Source organism: Acidimicrobiales bacterium (assembly GCA_035540975.1).
Lineage (GTDB): Bacteria > Actinomycetota > Acidimicrobiia > Acidimicrobiales.
This window is the reverse complement of sequence record DATLFN010000168.1, coordinates 1-21,066: the sequence shown is the minus strand read 5'-3', so window position 1 is coordinate 21,066 and position 21,066 is coordinate 1. Positions and strand designations below refer to the sequence as shown.

Here is a 21,066-nt window from a genome sequence, read left to right as displayed (position 1 = left end):
TGGTAGGGGTGTTGGCCGCCCCGGGTGGCGTCTTGCCACGCTGCCCGGGGCACTTGGTTGTCGGGTGCAGACCGTACGCCCTGTTTCGGGCGATGGGAAGGGGCAATCGAGGGGAGCCAAGTGGGGAGCCAAACGTGGCGGCAGCCGGCGGACGGTGGCGAACGTTGGTCGCACGAAACCGCAGGTCACGGCATGACGACCGGACGGTAGCAACCGCCAGCGGACGCCTTGCGACTGCATGACGCGCAAGGGGTCAGGGGTTCAAGTCCCTTACGGCCCACCGTGAACCCCGGGTTCGAGCCGCGGCTCCCCGGGTGGCGACCACCGGCCGGCGCCGGCGGCCGGTGACCTCACCAGCTGATCTCGACCTCGATCTCCGAGCCGTCGTCCCCGACCTCGACCTCGAGGCTGAACGTGACCTCGTCGGGGACCTTCACCGAGTAGCGGATCCCCTCCCGCACGAAGGCGACCTCGTTGTGGCGCGCCAGCTGGTCGGCCAGCTCGCGCAGCCGGGCGGCGGCCGCCTCGCGCCCGATCCGCTCCTCGCTGGTGTGCTCGATCAGGTCCACGCGCCCTCCCGTCGTCGGCGGGCCATCCTACCGGCGAAGGAGCCGGCGGCCGACCGGGGGACGCGGAGGCCCGACACCCACTTCCGGCGTACTTGCCCGGTACGGTAGGTCGAGGTGGGCCCCGGGGACGAGCCGACGATCCGTGAGCTGGCCGAGATGGTGGCCCGGCAGGCCGCGTCCCTACAGGCGTGGGAGAGCGCCGAGCTGCACGTGCTCGAGGTGATGCTGCGCGAGCGCCTGTGCAGCCTCGGGATCGGGGCCGGTCCCGAGACGGGCGCCGTCCTCATGGCGGTCGCCCAGCTCCTGGCCGAGCGCCCGCCGGAGTGGGGAGGCGACGCCCGCGACACCCTGGCCGAGATCGCCGTCCTCGGCCTGCGGCTGCTCGACGGCGAGGGGCCCTAGGCGTCCTTGCGGGTGGCCTCCACCGAGAGCTCGATCCGGACCTGCTTGCCGACCAGGAAGCCGCCGCTCTCCAGGGCCTGGTTCCAGGTCAGCCCGAAGTCTTCCCGATCGACCTCGGTGGTCGCCGAGCACCCGATCCGGGTGAGGCCCCACGGGTCCTGCATCGCCCCCTCGAACTCGAGGTCCAGGGTCACCGGTCGGGTCACCCCGCGGATTGTGAGGTCGCCCTCCACCCGCCAGTCCTCGCCTCGGCGGCTGACGGACGTCGAGTGGAACTCCAGCGTCGGGTGGTTCTCCACGTCCAGGAAGTCCGAGGTCCGGAGGTGCTCGTCACGCCTGGCGTCGCGTGTGTCGATGCTGGCCGCCTGGATGGTGACGTCCACCCGCGACCCGGTCGGGTCCTCGCCCACCTCGATGACGCCGGTGAACTCGTTGAACCGGCCTCTCACCTTGGCCAGGCCGAGGTGGCGCACGACGAACTCCACGACCGAGTGCGAGGGGTCGATCTCGTACGTCCCCGCCTCGGGGACGGTGACGTCCTGGAAGGTGCGTAGGGGCGCAGGCTGGGGCATGGTCCGATCTCCCTCGTGTCGCGAACCTCGGTCAGGTACCCCCGACGGCCGCCGCCGGAACCTGGACCGCCCCGTGCGTAGGCTCGGGCCATGGGCGCGGGACCCCTCGGCATCGGACCATTGCACCAGGTGGCCCAGAAGGCGGGCGACCTCCGGCGGTCGGTCGAGTTCTACCGCGACGTGCTCGGGCTCGAGCTGATCGCCACGTTCGACCCGCCCGGCCTCGCCTTCTTCCGCCTCGGTGGCACCCGCCTCATGCTCGAGGGATCGGCGCCGTCGGCCACCCTGTACCTCCGGGTGGACGACATCGGTGCCACCGTCGACGAGCTGCGGCGGCGGGGCGTGGCGTTCGAGGAGGAGCCGCGGGTGATCTTCCGTGACGACGAGGGCCGGTTCGGCGCCCCCGGGCAGGAGGAGTGGATGACCTTCTTCCGGGATCCCGACGGGAACCTGCTGGCGCTCGCCTCCCGGCGCTGAGGTCAGCCCCCCGGGGCCGGGGTGGCCGGCGCCGTCGTCGTGGTGGAGGTGGTGGCCGACCCGGCGGCCGCGTCCGTGTCGGGCGGCGGGATCACCACCCGGTCGACCCGGAAGCTGCCGGCGATCCCCCGGATGGACACGTAGTCGATGCCGGTCAGCCGCCCGTCCCGGAAGGTGAGGACCTCCGCCTCGTAGGCCCGGCCACCCTCCACCGTGAAGGTGCCGAGCCCGGTGGCCCCGGCCGATCCGACGGTCAGGTGGCGCGTCCCGTCGACCACCCGGTTGCCCCGCTTGTGCACGTGGCCCGAGACGACCAGGGGGACCCGCCCCGAGGCACGTGAGGCGAGGACGGGGTCGTGGACGGCGAGGACGTCGGGGGCGTCGGCGTCCAGCCGCCGCCCCACCTCGGCGGCCTGCCGCCGCTTCTCCGCGTCGGCGTCCCCGGGCGACACCTGGTTGTCGGCGGTGAAGGTCGGGTCGGGGACGCCGAGGATGCGGACCCCGCCCACCTCGGTCGTCCCGTCCAGCACCGTCACGTTCGCCACGCCGGCCAGCGCCGTGCGCACCTCGGTGGAGTCGTGGTTGCCGGGCACGACGATGTACGGCGCCGGCATGTCGACCAGGAGGTCGGCGATGCGCGCCTCCACGGGGTAGCCGAAGGACGTGAGGTCGCCGGTGTCCAGGATGGCGGCGACGTCGAAGCGCTCCGCCAGCTGGCGGACGATCTCCAACCCGAGCGGGTTCAGGTGGACGTCGCTGACGTGGAGGACCCGGGTCTCGTCGGCCGGCGGCACCGGGGTCACGGCCAGCGACTCGTAGAGCGAGCTGAGCTCGCTGCCCAGGACCGACACCTTCTCCCGCACGGCGGCGAGGTCCTCCACGTGGCGGCCGACCGTGCGCAGCACGGCCGGGGCGCGGGCGAGCGACCCCTCGAAGCGCGGCTCCTCGAACCCGGCCGCGTCGTAGCCCCGCCAGGTGACGGCGAGCAGCACGGCCACCGCCGCCGCGCCGCCCACGGCGCCGGCGGGCAGGTGGTGGAGCCGGCGCCCGGGGAGCAGGGCGGCGGAGACCGCCCCGGCCAGCGCGGCGAACACCAGCGACCGCAGGACCATGCTGCGCAGCAGGGGCCGGAGGTCCTGCTGCACGGCGGCCTCCAGGGCGCGGCGGGGGTCGGGGGCCGACAGCACGCGCTGGAGCGCCTCGACGTCCAGCCGCTCCACCTCGGCGTCGAGCGTCAACGGGGCGGCGTGGGTGTCGGCCGAGACGGCCCCCAGGGGCGGCAGGGACAGCCGGGTCCCCCCATGGCGCGAGGCGGAGGCGCGGACCTCGACGGTGCCGGGGCCGACGTCGCCGGACGTGGCCGACGTGAGTCCGATGGTGGCGACGGCGGCGCCGGCGCCGAGAAGGCCGATGCCGGCGAGACCGGCCGCCCGGCGCACCACGGGGCGCAGCCGGCGGCCTCCGGCCGGAGGTCGGGCGTCGTCGGGCGTCACCGCCGGTTGTCGGCCGTCCCCGCCACGGCCCGAAGGTGCGGCCCCGGCCCTCAACCGGCCCCCGTGCGCCGGCCCGATGCGGTGAGCTCGTCCAGGACCTGGTCGGCCCACCGGCGGGACTCCTCGGGCGGCTCGCGCCCCGACCATGCCGCGGCGGTGACCATCTCGCCGACGACCCGCAACCGCTCGTCGGCGAGCACCCCGTCGGCCAGCACGGCGGCGTACTCGGCCGGCGTCTCGGCGGCCCGTCGGGGGCGGCCGCGTCGGGCGCCCAACCGGGTGAGGCGGTCGAAGCAGCGGGTGGCCCAGGGCGTCGCCAGCCGCCGGCGCCGACGCCGGGCGAGGACCGCCACCACCACGGCGACGGCGGCGAGGACGAGGCCGGCGAGGACGGGCCACCAGCGGGCGAGGACGCGCTTCAGCCGCCCGGCGGGCGGATCGCCCTCCATCGCCCGGGCGATCCGCCCCGTCGGGTCGAAGCGCTGCCAGCCGAGGCCGGTGAAGGGCACCTCCACCCAGGCGTGGGCGTGGCGGGCGCGGACGACGAACTGGCCGCCGAACAGCGGTCGCTCGCCGGGCAGGAACCCCAGAGCGAGGCGCGACGGGACACCGACGGTGCGGGCCAGCACGGCCAGCGTGGCCGCCAGGCGCTCGGGCGGCCCCGCCCGCCGCCCGAAGAGCACGTCGTCGACCGGGTCGGTCCCGGGGGGCACGGCGGGAGCGTCGTCGTCGACCCGCACGTTGGTGCCCAGCCACCGCTCCAGGGCTCGCACCTTGTCGTACGCGGTGGGCGCCCCGGCGGTGATGCCGGCCGCCAGGGCGCGCGCCTCGGCGCTGACCGTGGTGTGGTCGAGCAGGTCTGCGAGGCCCCCCTCGGGGACGTGGGCGCCGGCCGCCCGCAGCTCGGCCTCGGTCGTGACCGGGCGCTGGCTGAGAGCCTGGTAGGTGGCGCCCCGGCCCAAGGGCGGGACCAGCCGGACGGTCCCGTCGGGGGAGACGGCGGCGCCGCCCGGGACCTCGAAGTACCGGACCTGGGGAGCACCGACCGCCACCTCCGCCCAGGACGCCTCGACCCGCACCCGCTGGTCGGCGTCCTCGGCCGGCCCGGGGCGGAACGGAGCCGTGGGTACCGGCACGAAGCGGGCGCCGTCCGGGACGACGGCGGGCGGGCCGCCGGCGGTGCGCCGCCACCGCCTGCCGTCCCAACGGTCGTAGGTGACGGCCCTCCACACGTCGGGGCGCGGCGCCCGGATGCGCAGGAGGACGTCCGCCGAGCGCCGAGAGCCCGGCCCCGCCGGGTCGAGCGTCTCCCCGAAGGCGAGGGGCATGGGCTCGGCCTCGCCGCCGGAGCGCTCGGCCGGCTCGCCCGAGCTCGGCGGCGCCGGCCGGGGCGGCGCGTCCACGAGCGTCGAGAGGAGGGCGGCCACGACCAGCACGGCGGCGACGGCGGCCGCCTCGGCGCCGACCCGGCGGGGGGCGGCGGGCGGTGCCGCCGGGTCGAGGGGCCGGCCGGCGGCCGCCGCCACCCGGCTGGTGGCCACCAGGGCGACGGCGGCGGCGCCGATCATCGCCGCCAGGGCCAGCGGGTGGGCGGTGGCCGGCGTCCCGCGGGCGAGGAGGCTGAACACCGACAGGGCCACCGCGCCCCGCACGGATGCCGGGCGGGGCCACAGCACGGCGACGGCCGGTACGAGCAGGCCGGCCAAGGCGGGCACGGCGGTCAGCCCGTCGCCCGGGGCGCCGCCGGAGCCGGAGAACACGTACAGCGCGCCGAAGATGAGCCCGCCGCCGAGCAGGGGGCGCCAGCCGGCGGGGACCGAGACCTCACGGCGGGGCGGCCCCGCCAGCGCGGCGAGGGCGACCACGGTCAGGCCCACGGCGTAGGCGATCGGCGGCACCACCACGCCACCGACCCGGTGGCCCTCGACCGCCACGGCGGCGGCGACGGCGACGGCCCACGCCGCGGCGGCGGCGATCAGCGCCACGAGTCGCCCTCGGCCGTCACCAGCAGCACCCGGGCCGGCGGTGGCACACGGGGGACGTCGGGGTGGCCCGGCCCGGCCCGGGCCAGGCGCCGGTTGACGGCGAGCGGCACCGGCGCCGGCGCGACGACCGTGCGGCCCTCCTCGACCGTCGTCATCACCAGGGGATGGCCCCGCAGGAGGGCCTGGCGGGCCCACCAGGCGGCCCGGCCGGCGGCGTCCTCGCCCGCCTGGCCTCCGCCGCCCAGGTCGACGACCAGGTGGAGGGCGGGCGCCTGGGGCTCGTCCGCCTCCTTGACCACCAGCTCGCCCAGCCGGGCGGTCGCCCGCCAGTGCACCTGGCGGAGGCGGTCGCCGGGGACGTACGCCCGCACGCCCCGCACGACGTCGCCCGCCGGCGCCTGCACCACGGCGCCCTCGCCCCACCCGCCCCCGAGGTCGGGGAAGGGCTGGCCCGGGTCGATGGGCCGGGGGCCGATCTCCAGGGGGCGGGCGAGCGGGACGTGGTGGGTGCGGGTGCAGGTGACGATGGCGCACAGGCCGGCGGCCACCGGCTCGAGGGTGAGGGTCCGGATCACGCCGCGCGCCTCGGCCACGCCGTGGAGCGGCCCGGTGGCGGGAGGGGTGGCGACGGTGGCCTCCGAGGAGGTCCCGCCGGGGAGGGCGAGGCGCACCGGGAGCCGGGGGCCGGTGAGGGTGAGCGTCACCGTGAACCGGTCGCCGACGACCACGTCGGAGCGGTCGACGGTGGCGGCGATGCGGAGCCGCCTGGTCGCCTGCAGGGATACGACCACGTCCAGCGCCAGCACGGTGGCGGGGAGGACGGCGACGAGCATCCCGAGGCGGGCGTCGCCGGCGCTGGCCACGCCGAGGCCGGCGACGGCCAGGGCGACCACCGGGGCGGTGGCGCCCGTGCCTCCCAGGTGGCGCTGGCGGGAGGCCGCCGTCGGCGGCTCAGCGGGGTTCGGCGGCACCGGTCGGGACGCGGGCGCTACACGGCCGGGACGGCGACGGTGGCGAGGACGTCCTCCAGCAGCCGCCGGGCCTCGTCCGTGCCCCGCCTGGACACCACGCCCAGGCGGTGGGCCAGGACGGCGACGGCCACCGCCTTGACGTCGTCGGGCGCCACGAATTCCCGTCCTGCCAGCACCGCCCTCGCCTTGGCCACCTGGAGCAGCGTGCGGGCCGCCCGGGGGCTGGCGCCGTGGTCCAGGTCGGGGTGGGAGCGCGTGGCGTCGACCACGTCGAGGACGTAGTCGGCGACGGCGGGGTCGACGTGGGTGGCGTCGACGGCCGCCACCGCCGCCACCAGGCCGGCACCGTCGACGACGGGCTGGAGGAAGTCGAGGGCGGGCATCCCGCCGTCGCCCCGCAGCACCGCCCGCTCGGCCTCCCGGCCGGGCAGGCCGAGGGACACGATGAGGGCGAAGCGGTCGCTCTGCCCCTCGGCCAGCGGGAACGTGCCGGCGTCCCCGTACGGGTTCTGCGTGGCGATCACGAAGAAGGGCCGGGGGAGCGGGTGGCCCACCCCGTCGACGGTCACCTGGCCCTCGGCCATCGCCTCCAGCAGGGCCGACTGCGCCCGGGGCGTCGTGCGGTTCACCTCGTCCAGCAGCACCACGTTGTTGAACACGGGGCCGGGGTGGAACGCCCACTGGTGGGTGCCGGGGTCGTAGACGTTCACCCCGGTGATGTCCGACGGCATGAGGTCGGCCGTCCCCTGGACGCGGGCCACCGACCCGGAGACGGACCGGGCCAGGCTGCGGGCCAGCAGCGTCTTGCCCACGCCGGGGACGTCCTCCAGCAGCACGTGGCCGCCCGACAGCAGGCCGGCCACCACGAGCTCGACGCGGTCGCGCTTGCCGAGGACGACGCCGGCCACGTTGTCCACCAGGGCGCGGGCGACGGCGGCCGCGGCGGCGGGGGCGGGCAGGGACGCGGTGGCGGTCACCCGCCCATTCTCGGCCACCGGCACCGCTCCGGGGCGCCGGGCCGCCCCACCGGTACGCTCGACGGCCGTGGCACCGCTCCGACGGGTCCTCGCCGCCGCCGTGCCGGCGGCCCTGGCGGCGGTGGCGGCGACGGCGATGGTGGCCGTCGCGCCCCCTGCCCACCCGGCGGCGGCCCAGGGCTCCGGGGCGCGGATCCGCGACTACCGGGTGGAGCTGCGCATCGACGACGACGGGGACCTCGACGTCCGGGAGGTGATCGCCTACGACTTCGGGACGCAGGAGCGCCACGGCATCCTGCGCACGATCCCGGTCCGGCTCCGCTACGACCACCGCTACGACCGCGTGTACCCGGTGGAGGTCGTCTCCGTCGAGGGTTCGCCGGGCACGCCCGACGAGTACCGGGTGGAGCGCGGCGGTGGGGACGTGACGCTGCGCATCGGCGACCCCGACCGGACGATCACCGGAGCGCACACCTACACCATCGGCTACCGCGTCGAGGCCGCCCTCAACGGCTTCGACGACCACGACGAGCTGTACTGGAACGCCGTCGGGGCGGAGTGGAGCGTCCCCGTCGAGCGCGCCTCCGTGACCGTGGTGGCGCCGACGACGATCCTCCAGGTGGCGTGCTTCGCCGGGCCCGAGGGGTCCTCTCTGCCGTGCGCCGCCGCCCGCTCCGACGGCGCGACCGCCCGGTTCACCCACGACGCCCTCGGCGCGTTCGAGGGGCTCACCGTCGTGGCCGCCATCCCGGCGGGGGTGGTGCCCGCACCGCAGCCGCGCCTGGAGGAGCGGTGGTCCCCGCAGCGGGCGTTCTCGGTGACCCCGGCGACGGTGGCGTCGGCCGGCGCCCTGCTCGCCGTCGTCGCCGCCGGCTTCGCCGCGCTGGCATGGAGCACCGGGCGCGACCGCCGCTACGCCGGCTCGCACGTGGACGTCGTCTTCGGCGCCGAGGGCGACCGCGAGGAGCCCGTGCCCGTGATGGAGCGGCCGGGGACACCGGTGGAGCTCGCGCCGCCCGACGGGGTGAGGGCAGGACAGGTCGGGACCGTGGTGGACGAGCACGCCAGCGCGCTGGACGTGGTCGCCACCATCGTCGACCTCGCCGTGCGCGGGTACCTGCGCATCGACGAGGTGGAGAAGAAGCGGTTGTTCGGCAAAGCGGACTGGAGACTGGTCCGGCTCGCCAAGGACGGGGGCGACCTCCTCCGCTACGAGCGGCTGCTCCTCGACGCGCTCTTCGAGAAGGCGAGCGACGGGATGGTCGAGATGTCGGAGTTGCGCGACACGTTCGCCGAGCGGCTGAAGACGGTGCAGGACGCCCTCTACGACGACGCCGTCGAGCGGCGGTGGTTCCCCGACCGGCCCGACCACATCCGCACCCGGTGGCGCGTCATCGGCGTCTTCGTCATGGCCGTGGGTGCCGGCCTGGTGTACCTGGCGGCCCGGTACACCCGGGCCGGCATCGTCCCCGTCCCCGTGGTGCTCGGCGGGCTGCTGCTCGTCGCCGGCGCCAGCCGGATGCCGCGCCGCACGGGCCGGGGGACGGCCGTCGTCCGGCGGGTCGCCGGGTTCCGCCGGTTCATCGAGGACTCCGAGAAGGAGCGGGCCCGCTTCGCCGAGCGCGAGCACCTGTTCTCCGAGTACCTGCCGTACGCCATCGTCTTCGGCTGCACCGAGAAGTGGGCCAACGCCTTCGCCGGCCTCGACGGCGAGCTGCCCGAGGTCGCCTGGTACGCCGGCGCCGACGGGTTCACCGCCTCGTCCTTCTCGTCGTCGATGGACGGCTTCACGGTGACCACGGCCGGCACCATCGCGTCGACGCCGGGCGGCTCGTGGTGAGCGCGGCGTGGCGGCGATGTCGCTCCGGGGTGGATCGGGCGGCCGCGTCGACCCTGACGGTTTCGCGTCAACCCGGCGGCGTCGCGCGCCGATGGAGGGGGACCGCCGGTCGACAGGGGCGGCGTGTTAAAGAAGGGTGCGGCGACAGTCGTCCCCCTTGGTGCCCTGGGTGGGGGCCTGGAGGCGGTCGTGACTCGATGGTCCGGTGCGAAGTGGAGATGAGAGCGACGGGCGCCGAGCGCGACGCGCGCACGGTGACGGACGCCGAGCTGGTCAGCCGGGCGGCCGACGGCGTGCAGGCGGCCTTCGCCGAGCTCTACCGGCGCCACGGCCCCCGCGCCCGGACGGTCGCCCGGGGCGTGGCGGCGAACGCCGACGACGCCGCCGACGCCGTCTCCGAGGCGTTCGCCAACGTCTTCCGGGTCATCCGGGCCGGTCGTTACCCGGAGGGCGTGGAGTTCGTCGGTTACCTCGTCACCGCCACCCGTCGGGCCGCCATCGACCAGGTCCGGCGCAACGCCCGGACCGTGTGGGAGGGCGACGTGAGGGGCGACGAGTCGCCGGCCCTCAGCACCCGGCCCTCCGAGCGGGTGGTGGCGGTGGAGAACGCCGAACTGGTCGCGCGGGCGTTCGCCGGCCTCCCCAGCCACCTGCGGTCCGTGCTCTACCTCACCGAGGTGGAGGCGATGCCGATGCGCAAGGCCGCCGCCCTGCTCGGGATCAGCCCCAACGCCACCGCCCAGCGAGCGGTGCGGGCCCGCGCCCGCCTGCGCCAGCGCTACCTCCAGGCCCACGTCGCCCCCGGCGCGGCGCGCTCGTGCCGGGAGACGGTGGACCGGCTGGGCGCCTACGTCGGCGACGGCCTCTCGGCCCGGGACCTGGCCCGGGTCGAGGCCCACCTCGCCGGTTGCGAGACGTGCCGGCACCGCGTCGTCGAGCTGCGCGACATCGGCACCGTCCTCCGCCGGGTCCTGCCCGCCGCGGTGGACGTGGTGGCACCCGCCCGGGAAGCCTGACCCCGTCGTGCACCGCATCGCGCCGCGCCAAGTGGCACGCCGGTCGATCCCGGTGGCCATCACGGCGGCGTCGGCTGCCGCCGCCTGGGTGGTCCTCACGGTGGGCAGCCTTGCTCTTTCGCCGTGGGGCCCGAGGAACCGGGCGTCCGCCCTGGTCTTCTTCGCCGGCTCCGCCGCGGTGCATTTTCCGGTCAGGTCGAAGCGCTACGTGACGGAGATGGCGGCGTCGGCCGGCGGCAGCGCGATCAGCGTCCGGCCCGGGGTCAGCTTGATGGGGTTGCCGACGGCGTCGGTGTAGGTGGTCACCGCGTTGGCCGACGGCTTGGTCCAGCGCGCCGGCACCTGGCGGCCCTGGGAGAGGATGACGGCGTCGCCGCTCCCCACGACCACGGCCTCGTCGACGACGCTCCCCGCCGGGTCCTTGAACGGCGTCGGGCGGTAGCTCGTCCGCTGGATGATGACGTTGGCGAAGGCCAGCTGGCCACCGCCCGCAGTGGCGTGTGGGCGTCCGTCGGTGGAGCGCTTCCAGGTGTTCGAGGCGACGTCGAACTCCACCTTGAAGGCGGTTCGCCCGTAAGGCACGTCGGCGCTGGTGGCGGGAACGACGCCGGCCGGGTTGAACACCTCGCCCGTCCCCAGGAAGTCGAACAGCGCGGGCGGCGGCTCGTCGTGGTCCTTCGCCATCGACCGGAGGGTGGCGGTGTCGGTGTAGGTCTTGTACGGCCGCCTCTTGTCGGCCGGGTACTTGAACCCGTCTGCCGACACGCTCTCGCTGACCACCGTCAGTGGGAGGGCCCTGGCCTGGCGCTCGAACTCGGGGATGCCGCCGGCGAACACGAACACGCCGCCGATGGCCGTGACCAGGGCGATGTCGGTCGAGCGGACCGAGCGCACCGGCCCCACCGGGTCGGCGTCCTCGGAGTGGAAGACGGCGACGAAGCGGGTGATGCCGCCCTCCACCTTCTCCTCGATGAGGACGTCCGCCTTGTCGATCCCGGCCTGGGGCCGGCCCTGGGGCCCGTTGTCGATCTTGATGTTGATGGCCGGCCGCTTCGCCACGTTGCCGTCAGTGAGGATCACACCGGTGAGCGGCGCCGGGACGGGCGTGGTGGTGGTCGTCGTCTCCGGGCGGGTCTCGTCCGCCGTCTCGCCGCCGCCGCCGCCCCCCCCGCACGCGGCCGCCATCACGACGACGGCGGCGGCGGTCGTGGCGAGCAGTCGGATGGGGGCCCCCGGGCGCTTCCGCATGCGACATGTCTAGGCGGGCGGCGGCGCCCGGGGCCAGCCCGCGGCGGGCCTCTGCGAGGATGGTCCCATGCGACGCCGATCCGTCTCCTCCGTCCTCCTCGCGTCCTCGTTGGTCGTCGCCGCCTGCGGCGGCGACGACGACGACGGGGATCTCGCCGCCGCCACGACGACCGCCGCCCCGGGCACGACGGTCGCCGCCCCGGCCGGCGACGTGGCGCCCCTCACCGGCCTGCCCCAGGCCGACGCCGGACGCCGGGCTCGCATCGCCCTGGTCGTCAAGCTCGACAACGCGCCGAAGGGCCGGCCCCAGTCGGGCATAAACCAGGCCGACGTGGTCGTCGTCGAGAAGGTCGAGGACGGCATCACCCGGTTGTTCACGATCTTCCAGACCAACGACGCCGACCCCGTCGGCCCGGTGCGCTCGGCCCGCTCCACCGACGTGGCCCTGGTCACGCCGCTCAACCGCCCCCTGTTCGCCTACGCCGGCACCAACGCCGCCTTCCAGGCGCTGGTGAACGCCGCCCCCCTGGTGGACGTCGGCTTCAACAAGGCCTCGGGCGACTACCGGCGCCAGAGCGGGCGCCCCGCCCCCTACAACCTGTTCTCGAACACCTCGGCGCTGGTGAAGCGGGCGCCCGAGGGCTCGAAGGCCCCGCCCGCCCTGTTCACCTACCGGGCGGCCGGGCAGGCGGCGGGCGGCGACGCCGCCGGCAGCGTGCACGTCGAGTACCGCGGGAAGAACGTCACCACCCGGGTCGACTACGCCTGGGACGCGGCGGCTGGCGGGTGGAAGCGGTCACAGGACGGCACACCCCACGTCGACTCGGCGGGCGCCCAGGTGACGCCCGAGAACCTGGTCGTGCAGTTCGTCACCTACCGCGACACCGGGCAGCGGGACGCGTCCGGCGCCGTGGTCGACGAGGCCGAGCTGGTCGGTCAGGGGGAGGCCTGGGTGTTCAGCGACGGCAAGGTGGTCAAGGGCCGGTGGTCCAAGCCGACGGCGGAGGCCGTCACCGCCTACACCGACGCCGCCGGCGCACCCGTGGGTCTCACGCCGGGGACGACGTGGGTCGAGCTGACGCCGGTCGGGGCCGGCCAGGTGACCTGACGGGCCGGCCGGGAAGAGCCGCGGCGGTTGCCGGCCGCCGCCCGCGGGAAGGACTCGGGGCACGAAACCGATCGAGCGAGAGGAGACGGGCATGCCCAAGGTGGACCCCGAGACACACGAGCCCATGACCGACGACCCGGCAGCGGCGGACCCCGAGGCCCGCGGCGGCAAGCGCGAGGGCGACGAGGGGATGGAGGGCGCCAAGCCCACGGGTGGCCGGGCCCCCAAGCTGGACTGACCGGTGCGGCTCCCGCGGGGGCGGGTATCTCAGCCGGCGACGTCGCGGCTGCGCAGGCTGACGGCGGCGGCCGCCGCGATGGCGAGGGCGTAGCCCACGAGGGTGACCGTGGCCAACGCCACCGGGCGCTCGAACGGGGCGCCCTGGAGGCGCCGCCCGGTCAGGAAGATCGTGGCGTTCTCCCCCAGCAGCCAGCGCGACTGGGCCGGCCTCCACACCCGCAGGATGCTCTCGCCGACGGCGAGGTAGGCGAAGGCGCCGCCCAGGGCGGCGGCCGTGTTCCGCCCCACCATGGCGACCCCGGCGCCGGTGACGGCGGCCAGCCCGGCCAGGGCGCCGCTGCGCCCGAGGCCGCCGGCGGCGGCCCGCAGCCATTCGCCGTCGGCGCCCGAGGTGGTGCCCTTGAGCGCCATGGTCGGGAACAGGGCGGCGGCCAGCACCAGCTGGAGCAGGATGGTCACGACGGCGGCCAGGATGGCGACGGCGGCCAGCTTGGCCACCGCCAGCCGTACCCGGCGGGGCTCCCACGTCAGCAGGGTGGTGAAGGTGCCCGCCTTCCACTCGGCGCCCACCATCGACGCCGCGCCGATGAGGGCGCCGATCCCGAGGAACACCGAGGTGACGGCCCACACCGAGTCGCCGTCGCCGGTGGCGCTCCACAGGTCGGTGAGGTGGAGGCTCTGTTCGAGGTCGGTCGGCACAGCGCCCCGGCACAGCTCCCGTACGTCCTGCGGCGAGAGTCGGCGGCCACCCTCGCCGAGGATCACCGGACCTCCGTCGATGGGCTCGCCGCCGAACGACCTCTCGCACCGGGCGATCGCCTCCGCCCGTTCCGCCACCCGCTCGGGCGAGCCCACCGGCGAGTACTCCTCGGTGTTCACGAAGGTCACGACGCCCGTCACGGCGCTGGCGACGACGGCGACGCCGATGAGCAACCGGGTGAGGCGCCGGGCCAGGCACCGGCGCATCTCGACCTCGAGGAGCGTCCTCACGCCGTTTCCTCGCCGGTCGGCCCGCCCGTCGGCTCGCCCGTCAGCTCGCCCGTCAGCTCCAGGAAGACGTCCTCCAGGCTCACCGCCTGGGGCCGCAGCTCGGTGATCCACAGGCGGGCGGCGGCCAGCGTCTCGCTCACCCGGGCCGCCTCCGACGGGGGGAGGTCGACGTGGACGGCGTCACCAACCACCCGGGCACCGATGCCGGCGGCGACCAGGGCGGCGGCCCCGGCCGCCACGTCGGCGAGGCGGGCGACCATGGTCCCCGTCCGCCCGGCCGAGAGGACGTCGTCGACGGGGCCGGCGGCGACGCACCGGCCCCTGGTGAGGATGGCCACCCGGTCGCACGTCGCCTGGATCTCGGTGAGCAGGTGGCTGGACACGAACACGGTGCGCCCCTCGTCGCCCAGGCGGCGGACGAGCTGGCGGATCTCCTTGATCCCGGCGGGGTCGAGCCCGTTGGCCGGCTCGTCGAGGACGAGGACGGCCGGGTCCTTGAGTAGGGCGGCGGCGATCCCCAGGCGCTGGCGCATCCCGAGCGAGTAGGTCCGCACCAGGTGGCCACCCCGCTCGCCCAGCCCCACCCGCTCCAGGGCGTCGTCCACCGTCTTGGGGCCGATGCCCTCCAGGCGGCCGAGCAGGGTGAGGTTGCGGCGGCCCGAGAAGGTCGGGAACAGGGCCGGCGCCTCCACGATCGACCCCACCTTGCCGGCGACGCCCGGCAGGCCGGTGGCGACGTCGGCGCCGAGAAGGCGCGCCGTCCCCGCCGACGGGCGCACCAGCCCGAGCAGGCAGCGGATGGTGGTCGTCTTGCCCGAGCCGTTGGGGCCGAGGAAGCCGAAGACGCCGCCCTCGGGCACGGCCAGGTCGAGGCGGTCGACGGCCACCGTCTCGGGGCCCCGCAGCCGCCGGTAGACCTTGCGCAGCCCCTCGGTCTCGATGACGTTCACGGCGGGGCTCCCTCGAGGCCTGCGAGCGTGTCAGCCGGCGGCCGGCTCGGGCTCGGGCTCGGGCGCTTCCGGCCGGCCGACGTCGGGCTCCAGGTACATCACGCAGCGGTCCTTCACCGCACCCCGGACCCGGGCCTCGGCCTCGTTGACCAGGGCGGACACCTCACCCAGGCTGAGGGCGCCGTCCACCTCGATCTTGGCCGCCACCAGCAGCTCGTCGGGGCCCAGGTGCTGCGTGCGCATGTGGATCACCCGGCGCAGCTTGGCGTCGGCGGTCAGGGCCCGGCTGATGCGGTCGACGACGTCGGGGGCCGCCCCCTCGCCGATCAGCAGGCTCTTCATCTCGATCACCAGGATCACGGCGATGACGCCGAGCAGCACGCCGATCGACAGCGTCCCCACCGCGTCCCACTTGGCGTTGCCGGTGAGCTCGGCCAGGCCGACGCCCGTCAGCGCCAGGATCAGGCCGACCAGGGCGCCGATGTCCTCCAGCAGGACCACCGGGAGCTCGGGGGTCTTCGAGCGGCGGATGAACGACCACCACGAGGCGTCGCCCTTGGCCCGCCTGCCTTCGTGGACCGCGGTACGCAGGGAGAAGACCTCGAAGACGATGGCGACGGCGAGGATGCCCACGGCCCACCAGATCGATTGCAGCTCGTGGGGATGGCGGAACTTCTCCTGGCCCTCGTAGAGGGCGAACATCGAGCCCAGGGTGAACAGGACGAGCGCGACGACGAACGACCAGAAGTACCGCTCCCGGCCGTAGCCGAACGGGTGCTCGGGCGTCGCCAGGCGCTTGGCGCGCGCCCCGCCCAGGAGCAGGAGGCCCTGGTTGCCGGCGTCGGCCACCGAGTGCACCGCCTCGGCCAGCATCGACGAGGCCCCGGTGGCCAGGAACCCGACGAACTTGGCCACGGCGATCCCCGAGTTGGCCAGGAGCGCGGCGACGACGGCCTTCTTGCTTCCTTCCTGCACCGGCGGGATCCTACGGGACGGGGGGTGGCGGGCCGGGGAGCCGGCGTCAGGCGTAGGTGACGCCGCCCTCGTCGTCGGGCCCCTCCACCGGGCGCTGGCACGTCGGGCACCACCACGTGGCTTCCAGGCTCGTCCCGCACGGGCGGTGGACGGCGCTGGCGTCGTCGCCCATCGCACCCCACTGGGCGAGGAGGCGGAGGGCGCCGGCGAGGTCCTGGCCGGCGGCGGTGAGCCGGTAGGCGAACCGGGGCGGGCGCAGCGAGTACGCCTCGGCGACCACGACCCCCTCGCGCTCGAGGTGCTTGAGGCGCTGGCTCAACACGTTGGGCGCGATCCCGGCCACCGACTCCTGGAGCTCGCCGAAGCGCCGGGGCCCGCCGAGCAGCGCCGAGACGAGGAGGAGGCTCCAGCGGTCGCCCACCCGGGCGACGGCCCGCTCCAGCGGCGACCCGGCCGGCTGGGCGGGCGGCGGCGGGGGCGGTTGGTCGGGCGGCGGCGGCATCCCGCCCATCTTCGCCGTTCCCTCGGGTGGCCGCACCGGTGTATGGTAGCAATTGACAAGTGACTAGCGAAAAAGAAGTAAGGAGCAGACCATGGGCGTGCTGGAGGAGCTGGAGCGGGCGGCCGGCGAGGTGGCGGACCGGGTCGGCCCGGCGGTCGTGCGGATCGGGAGGGGCGGCGGCCGGGGCGCGGGCGTGGTGGTGCGCCCCGGGGTGGTCGTCACCAACGCCCACAACCTGCGCGGTCCCCAGGCCACCGTGACCTTCGCCGGCGGTCGGGTGGAGGTCGGCAGCGTCAAGGGGGTGGACGTCGACGGCGACCTGGCCGTGCTCGAGGCCGACACGGGCGACGTGGTGCCCCTGGAACGGGCGCCCGGTGAGCCCCGCCCGGGCGGGCCCGTGTTCGCCGTGACCCCGGGGGCGGCGGGCGCCCCCCGCCTGTCGTTCGGCGTGGTGTCGTCGGTGGGCCAGGCCTTCCGGGGGCCCCGCGGGCGACGCATCACCGGCAGCGTGGAGCACACCGCCCCGCTGCCCCGGGGGTCGTCGGGCAGCCCCGTGGTCGACGCCGGCGGCCGGCTGGTCGGCATCAGCACCAACCGCCTGGGGGACGGCTTCTACCTGGCCCTGCCGGCCGACGCCGACCTCGACGCCCGGATCGACGCGCTGGCCCGGGGTGAGGCACCCTCCCGCCGCCACCTCGGCCTCGCCCTGGCCCCGCCCCGGGCCGCCGCCCACCTGCGCCGGGCCGTCGGCCTGCCCGAGCGGGACGGCCTCCTGGTGCGAGGCGTCGAGGACGCGAGCCCGGCCGCCCGGGCCGGCCTCCGGGAGGGCGACCTGCTGGTCGCCGCCGGCGACCGGGCCCTGGCCGGGATCGACGACCTCCACGCCGCCCTGGACGGGCTGGGCGAGAACGACTCGCTCTCCCTGACGGTGGTGCGGGGCGTCGACGAGCTGGCCGTCGTCGTGCGCTTGGGCGACGGGGCGGCGGACGAGGGGTCGGCGTGACGGCGGCGACCGCGGTGCCCCGCCCGTACGACGTCGAGGCGCCCCTCGACGCCTACTCCCGCGTCGTCACCGCCGTCGCCGACCGCCTGCTCCCGTCGGTCGCCAGCCTCCGGGTGGTGCGCCGGGTGCCGGGCGGGCGGGTGCCCGCCGGGTCGGGCTCGGCCGTCGTCATCACGCCCGACGGGTTCCTGCTCACGTCGGCCCACGTGGTCGACGGCTCGGCCGGCGGGACCGCCTCGTTCGCCGACGGCGCCGACCACGAGTTCACCGTGGTGGGGACCGATCCGCTGTCCGACCTGGCGGTGGTGCGGTGCACCGCCGACGGGTTGGCGCCCGCCGTCCTGGGCGACGCCGACCGCCTGCGGGTCGGCCAGCTGGTCGTCGCCGTGGGCAACCCGCTCGGGTACGCCGGGTCGGTGAGCGCCGGCGTGGTCAGCGGGCTCGGACGCTCGATGGCGGCGCGGGCCGGCCGCCACACCCGTCTCGTCGAGAACGTCGTGCAGACCGACGCCTCGCTGCACCCCGGCAACTCGGGTGGTGCGCTGGCCGACGCGTCGGCCGAGGTGGTGGGGGTGAACACGGCCCTGGTCGGTCCCATGGTGGGACAGGGGCTGGGGATGGCCGTGCCCGTCAACGCCACCACCCGCGGCATCGTCGCCTCGCTGATGACGGAGGGACGGGTGCGGCGGGCCTACCTTGGCATCGCCGGCGGCACCCGGCCGCTCCCGCCCCGGGCGGCCGGCGTCGTCGGCCGGGAGCGGGGACTGGAGATCGTCTCGGTGGTGGCCGGCAGCCCGGCGGCCGCCGTCGGCCTGCGTCCCGAGGACATCGTGGTCGAGCTCGACGGCGTGCCGGTGGAGGACGTGGGCGACCTCCAGCGCCTGATGGTGTCCGCCCGCATCGCCAGGCCGGTGACGGTCACCGTGGTGCGCAACGGTCGCGTCGAGACCACCGAGGTGACGCCGGAGGAGCTGCGGACCTGAGCGTCAGCCGGCCGGTGCGGCACCGGCCCGGTCGTTCTCGCACCAGGAATCGACCGCCCACGGTCGATTCCTGGTGCGAGAAGCTTGCCCGGCGGGGCCCCGGACCCGGGGTCAGCCGGTGAGCAGCTCCCGGGCGCCGGTGTCGACCGAGGGGTGGCGCAGCTTCGACATGGCGCGGGACTCGATCTGGCGGATGCGCTCCCGGCTCAGGTTCAGCCGCTCGGCGACCTCGCCCAGGCTCTGGGGGCCGCTGCGGTCGAAGCCGAAGCGGAGGCGCAGGATCTCCCGCTCCCGCTCGTCGAGGATCGACAGCAGGCGGTTGATCTCGGCCGGCATCACGGCGGCCAGGACCTCCTCGGCCGGCGAGGCGGCGTCGGGGTCCTGCACGACGTCGCACAGCTCGGCGTCGCGGTCCTCGCCCAGGGGCTCGAACAGCGAGCGCAGCTCGCTCGGGAAGCGCAGGGCCTCGACCACCTTGGCCGGGGTGACGCCCAGCTCGGCCGCCACCTCGTCGATGGTCGGCGTACGGGCCAGCTCCATCTGGAGGCGGGTCTGCGTCTTCAGGACGCGCGCCATGGTGTCGCCGGCGTGGACGGGGAGGCGGATGGTGCGGGCGGTGTTGGCGACGCCCCGCTGGATGGCCTGGCGGATCCACCACGTGGCGTAGGTGGAGAACTTGAAGCCCTTCTTGTGGTCGAACTTCTCGACCGCGTGGATCAGGCCGAAGTTGCCCTCCTGGATCAGGTCGAGGAGGGGCAGGCCGGACGACTGGTAGCGCTTGGCGATCGAGACCACCAGGCGGAGGTTGGCCTGGATGAACCGCTCGGTGGCGCGCTGGCCGGCGAGCACCGCCCGGCGCAGCTCGCGCTTGCGGTGCGCCGTCATGGGGCCGTTGGCGGCCAGCTCCTCGGACGCCGCCCGCCCGGCCTCTATGGCCGTGCCGAGACGCTGCTCGTCGGCCTTGGTCAGCAGCTCGTGGCTGCCGATCTCGTTCAGGTAGACGTGCAGGAGGTCTTCGCTGGAATCGTGGTCTTCGCGGGATGCCATAGTCCGTCTTTTCGTCAGCTGCTTCGAACGCTCCGCCGGTCGCCTCGGGTTCCCGGGCCCGGCGATCGGGCCGGGCGGGGGATCAACGGCACCGGGGGAGCGGAATGGGTCCCGGAGGCACGCACGAGCCGGCGGCTCGACATAAATCTTCCCAGTCGCGGGCGGGTTGTGCCAGCCGGAAACCGTCTCCGGTGTCGTCAAGATGTCTCAAACGAGGCTTTCGAGGGGACCCGGGGCCCCCTGGCGAACGTACCACTCGTAGCCGTACACCGCCGCGAATGCCTCGGTGGGGAGCTGCATCGACGACGTGGTCTCCGGGATCTGGCTGGCGTGGGCGGCCATGGCCCGGCGCTTGACGTCGAGCACGTCCCGCACGTCGACGACCGTCGACACCGCCACGGTGGGGACGCCCAGCGCCGTCCCCGCCAACCCCAGCTCCCGCCGGTGCCCGCCCGCCTCCACCACCAGGTGGGTCTCGACGAAGTGGAGGTACTCCCGGTCGACGGTCGCCTCGTACAGGACGGGCACCGCCGCCCGGGTGACGGCCGCCGTGGCGACCTCCCACACCTTCACGTGGTCGGGGTGCCCGTAGATCCCGTGGTCGTCGTAGGCGACCAGGGCGGCCGCCCGTTCCTCGGTCGCCACGTCGGCCACCACCTCGGCGACGGCGACGGCGTCGGCGTTGGCGAAGGCCCGGGCGTGCCCGTTGTCGGGGTGCCCGGCCATGCCGGAGTCCCGGTAGCCGAGGAACTCGACCCGGGAGACGCCGAGGATCTCGGCCGCCGCCCGGGTCTCGTCGATGCGGTGGCTGCGGAGGCGGTCGTCGTCACCGTCGCCGACCGGGAACCCCAGCTCGCCACCCGTCGCCACGACGAGGACGACCCGCCACCCGGCGGCCGCCAACCTGACGATCGTGCCGCCGGTGAAGATCGCCTCGTCGTCGGGATGGGCGTGGAGGAACACCACCGCCCCGCGGTCGGAGCCGGCCACGCGCCGACCATAGAGCGCGGGACCGGCCGGTTGGAGCCGCCGAGGGAGCCCTGGTTAGGATCGCCGGCCATGACCATCAAGAGCGGAAGCCACGGCATCGGCCCGGAGAACGGGAAGGTGACCGTCAGCACCTACGTCGGCGGCATGGGCGCCAAGGCCGGCCACGACCTCGTCCTCGAGGCCACCAAGTGGCAGGGGACGGTGACGGTGGACGCCGACAACCCCTCGGCCACCACCATCGAGGTGTCCATCGACCCCCGTTCGCTGGAGATCGTCCAGGCGAGCGGCGGCGTCAAGCCGCTGTCGGACAAGGACCGGGGCGACATCGCCCAGAACGCCGACAAGACGCTGAACACGGGCAAGTACCCGGAGATCACCTTCCGGTCGACTGCGGTCAGCGGCAACGCCCCCTCGCTGGCGCTCAAGGGCGACCTCACCGTCAGCGGCAGCACCCGCCCGGTGACGCTCGACGTGACGGTGCAGGAGGCTGCCGGCGAGACCCGCCTCACCGGGCGCACCAAGCTGTCGCACTCCGACTTCGGCATCAAGCCCTACTCCAAGATGGGCGTGCTGAAGATCAAGGACGAGGTGGACGCCGAGGGCAGGGCGACGGAGACCTCGACGTCCACCTCGTCCTTGATCTTCAGCACGCCCATCTTGGAGTAGGGCTTGATGCCGAAGTCGGAGTGCGACAGCTTGGTGCGCCCGGTGAGGCGGGTCTCGCCGGC

At 75.3% G+C, this 21,066-nt stretch carries 22 protein-coding genes; 9 read left to right on the top strand and 13 right to left on the bottom strand.

The window, feature by feature from the left end; genetic code table 11:
- Positions 1–350: 350 nt before the first annotated feature.
- Positions 351–569 (bottom strand): amphi-Trp domain-containing protein, encoded by a 219-nt coding sequence (locus VM242_16510; GenBank protein HVM06761.1) that lies wholly within the window; start codon positions 567–569, stop codon positions 351–353.
- A gap of 114 nt (positions 570–683) precedes the next feature.
- Here VM242_16510 and VM242_16505 point away from each other — a divergent pair, with 114 nt between their 5' ends.
- Positions 684–971 carry a hypothetical protein gene (locus VM242_16505; GenBank protein HVM06760.1) on the top strand — a complete coding sequence of 96 codons (288 nt, stop codon included), beginning with the start codon at positions 684–686 and terminating at the stop codon, positions 969–971.
- Here VM242_16505 and VM242_16500 read toward each other — a convergent pair.
- The gene (locus tag VM242_16500; protein HVM06759.1) at positions 968–1,543 is read right to left on the bottom strand and encodes a YceI family protein; all 576 of its coding nucleotides are present in this window, start codon (positions 1,541–1,543) and stop codon (positions 968–970) included. The two genes, VM242_16505 and VM242_16500, sit on opposite strands and share 4 nt — an antisense overlap.
- A 90-nt stretch (positions 1,544–1,633) precedes the next feature.
- Between VM242_16500 and VM242_16495 the strand changes: the two genes are divergently transcribed.
- The gene (locus VM242_16495) at positions 1,634–2,020 is read left to right on the top strand and encodes a VOC family protein (GenBank protein ID HVM06758.1); all 387 of its coding nucleotides are present in this window, start codon (positions 1,634–1,636) and stop codon (positions 2,018–2,020) included.
- Positions 2,021–2,022: 2 nt separating this feature from the next.
- On the opposite strand, the gene VM242_16490 is transcribed toward VM242_16495, so the two are convergent.
- The 4 genes from VM242_16490 to VM242_16475 are packed head-to-tail and all read right to left on the bottom strand — an operon-like array spanning position 2,023 to position 7,446.
- Positions 2,023–3,513, bottom strand: a complete 1,491-nt coding sequence (locus VM242_16490) for a metallophosphoesterase (GenBank protein HVM06757.1) — start codon at positions 3,511–3,513, stop codon at positions 2,023–2,025.
- 50 nt (positions 3,514–3,563) lie between these two features.
- Positions 3,564–5,498, bottom strand: coding sequence for a transglutaminase-like domain-containing protein (locus tag VM242_16485; protein HVM06756.1), 1,935 nt, complete (start codon positions 5,496–5,498; stop codon positions 3,564–3,566).
- Positions 5,489–6,469: a DUF58 domain-containing protein gene (locus tag VM242_16480; protein ID HVM06755.1), complete on the bottom strand. Its 981-nt coding sequence runs from the start codon at positions 6,467–6,469 to the stop codon at positions 5,489–5,491. The genes VM242_16485 and VM242_16480 overlap by 10 nt, the downstream gene beginning before the upstream one ends.
- 17 nt (positions 6,470–6,486) lie before the next feature.
- Positions 6,487–7,446 carry an AAA family ATPase gene (locus VM242_16475; protein ID HVM06754.1) on the bottom strand — a complete coding sequence of 320 codons (960 nt, stop codon included), beginning with the start codon at positions 7,444–7,446 and terminating at the stop codon, positions 6,487–6,489.
- Between the two features lie 67 nt (positions 7,447–7,513).
- On the opposite strand from VM242_16475, the gene VM242_16470 reads away from it, so the two are divergent.
- Together VM242_16470 and VM242_16465 are read left to right on the top strand one after the other, a co-directional pair.
- A complete protein-coding gene (locus VM242_16470) occupies positions 7,514–9,286 on the top strand; it encodes a DUF2207 domain-containing protein (protein ID HVM06753.1) in 1,773 nt (590 codons plus the stop codon).
- Positions 9,287–9,504: 218 nt separating this feature from the next.
- On the top strand, positions 9,505–10,302 hold the full coding sequence (locus tag VM242_16465) for a sigma-70 family RNA polymerase sigma factor (protein HVM06752.1): 798 nt from the start codon (positions 9,505–9,507) through the stop codon (positions 10,300–10,302).
- Between the two features lie 204 nt (positions 10,303–10,506).
- Here VM242_16465 and VM242_16460 read toward each other — a convergent pair whose 3' ends face one another.
- Positions 10,507–11,550: a DUF3048 domain-containing protein gene (locus VM242_16460; protein HVM06751.1), complete on the bottom strand. Its 1,044-nt coding sequence runs from the start codon at positions 11,548–11,550 to the stop codon at positions 10,507–10,509.
- Positions 11,551–11,617: 67 nt separating this feature from the next.
- On the opposite strand from VM242_16460, the gene VM242_16455 reads away from it, so the two are divergent.
- Together VM242_16455 and VM242_16450 are read left to right on the top strand one after the other, a co-directional pair.
- Positions 11,618–12,658 carry a DUF3048 domain-containing protein gene (locus tag VM242_16455; GenBank protein ID HVM06750.1) on the top strand — a complete coding sequence of 347 codons (1,041 nt, stop codon included), beginning with the start codon at positions 11,618–11,620 and terminating at the stop codon, positions 12,656–12,658.
- A gap of 91 nt (positions 12,659–12,749) precedes the next feature.
- Positions 12,750–12,896 (top strand): hypothetical protein, encoded by a 147-nt coding sequence (locus tag VM242_16450; GenBank protein HVM06749.1) that lies wholly within the window; start codon positions 12,750–12,752, stop codon positions 12,894–12,896.
- Between the two features lie 29 nt (positions 12,897–12,925).
- On the opposite strand, the gene VM242_16445 is transcribed toward VM242_16450, so the two are convergent.
- Genes VM242_16445 through VM242_16430 form a run of 4 tightly spaced genes read right to left on the bottom strand, consistent with a single transcriptional unit; the run spans position 12,926 to position 16,351 of the window.
- Entirely contained in the window at positions 12,926–13,888 is a 963-nt protein-coding gene (locus VM242_16445; GenBank protein HVM06748.1) for a hypothetical protein, read from the bottom strand.
- Complete coding sequence (locus VM242_16440) at positions 13,885–14,838, bottom strand: ABC transporter ATP-binding protein (GenBank protein ID HVM06747.1); 954 nt, start codon at positions 14,836–14,838, stop codon at positions 13,885–13,887. The genes VM242_16445 and VM242_16440 overlap by 4 nt, the downstream gene beginning before the upstream one ends.
- 30 nt (positions 14,839–14,868) lie before the next feature.
- The gene (locus tag VM242_16435) at positions 14,869–15,813 is read right to left on the bottom strand and encodes a cation diffusion facilitator family transporter (protein HVM06746.1); all 945 of its coding nucleotides are present in this window, start codon (positions 15,811–15,813) and stop codon (positions 14,869–14,871) included.
- A 46-nt stretch (positions 15,814–15,859) separates the two neighbouring features.
- A complete protein-coding gene (locus VM242_16430; GenBank protein ID HVM06745.1) occupies positions 15,860–16,351 on the bottom strand; it encodes a helix-turn-helix domain-containing protein in 492 nt (163 codons plus the stop codon).
- Between the two features lie 55 nt (positions 16,352–16,406).
- On the opposite strand from VM242_16430, the gene VM242_16425 reads away from it, so the two are divergent.
- Together VM242_16425 and VM242_16420 are read left to right on the top strand one after the other, a co-directional pair.
- Complete coding sequence (locus VM242_16425) at positions 16,407–17,318, top strand: S1C family serine protease (GenBank protein HVM06744.1); 912 nt, start codon at positions 16,407–16,409, stop codon at positions 17,316–17,318.
- Positions 17,315–18,301 (top strand): trypsin-like peptidase domain-containing protein, encoded by a 987-nt coding sequence (locus VM242_16420; protein HVM06743.1) that lies wholly within the window; start codon positions 17,315–17,317, stop codon positions 18,299–18,301. Before VM242_16425 ends, VM242_16420 begins: the two co-directional genes overlap by 4 nt.
- 111 nt (positions 18,302–18,412) lie before the next feature.
- Here the strand turns inward: VM242_16420 and VM242_16415 are convergent, their stop codons facing one another.
- Both VM242_16415 and VM242_16410 read right to left on the bottom strand, forming a co-directional pair.
- On the bottom strand, positions 18,413–19,348 hold the full coding sequence (locus VM242_16415; protein HVM06742.1) for a sigma-70 family RNA polymerase sigma factor: 936 nt from the start codon (positions 19,346–19,348) through the stop codon (positions 18,413–18,415).
- Positions 19,349–19,555: 207 nt separating this feature from the next.
- Positions 19,556–20,338: a PIG-L family deacetylase gene (locus VM242_16410; protein ID HVM06741.1), complete on the bottom strand. Its 783-nt coding sequence runs from the start codon at positions 20,336–20,338 to the stop codon at positions 19,556–19,558.
- A gap of 69 nt (positions 20,339–20,407) precedes the next feature.
- On the opposite strand from VM242_16410, the gene VM242_16405 reads away from it, so the two are divergent.
- Positions 20,408–21,004, top strand: a complete 597-nt coding sequence (locus VM242_16405) for a YceI family protein (GenBank protein HVM06740.1) — start codon at positions 20,408–20,410, stop codon at positions 21,002–21,004.
- Positions 21,005–21,066: the final 62 nt, after the last annotated feature.

Bases quoted from the DNA above. Each gene is read 5' to 3' on its own strand.
- VM242_16405 (HVM06740.1), top strand. From the start codon at position 20,408: ATGACCATCAAGAGCGGAAGCCACGGCATCGGCCCGGAGAACGGGAAG.
- VM242_16415 (HVM06742.1), bottom strand. From the start codon at position 19,348: ATGGCATCCCGCGAAGACCACGATTCCAGCGAAGACCTCCTGCACGTC.
- VM242_16465 (HVM06752.1), top strand. From the start codon at position 9,505: ATGAGAGCGACGGGCGCCGAGCGCGACGCGCGCACGGTGACGGACGCC.
- VM242_16425 (HVM06744.1), top strand. From the start codon at position 16,407: ATGGGCGTGCTGGAGGAGCTGGAGCGGGCGGCCGGCGAGGTGGCGGAC.
- VM242_16460 (HVM06751.1), bottom strand. From the start codon at position 11,550: ATGCGGAAGCGCCCGGGGGCCCCCATCCGACTGCTCGCCACGACCGCC.
- VM242_16500 (HVM06759.1), bottom strand. From the start codon at position 1,543: ATGCCCCAGCCTGCGCCCCTACGCACCTTCCAGGACGTCACCGTCCCC.
- VM242_16450 (HVM06749.1), top strand. From the start codon at position 12,750: ATGCCCAAGGTGGACCCCGAGACACACGAGCCCATGACCGACGACCCG.
- VM242_16495 (HVM06758.1), top strand. From the start codon at position 1,634: ATGGGCGCGGGACCCCTCGGCATCGGACCATTGCACCAGGTGGCCCAG.
- VM242_16455 (HVM06750.1), top strand. From the start codon at position 11,618: ATGCGACGCCGATCCGTCTCCTCCGTCCTCCTCGCGTCCTCGTTGGTC.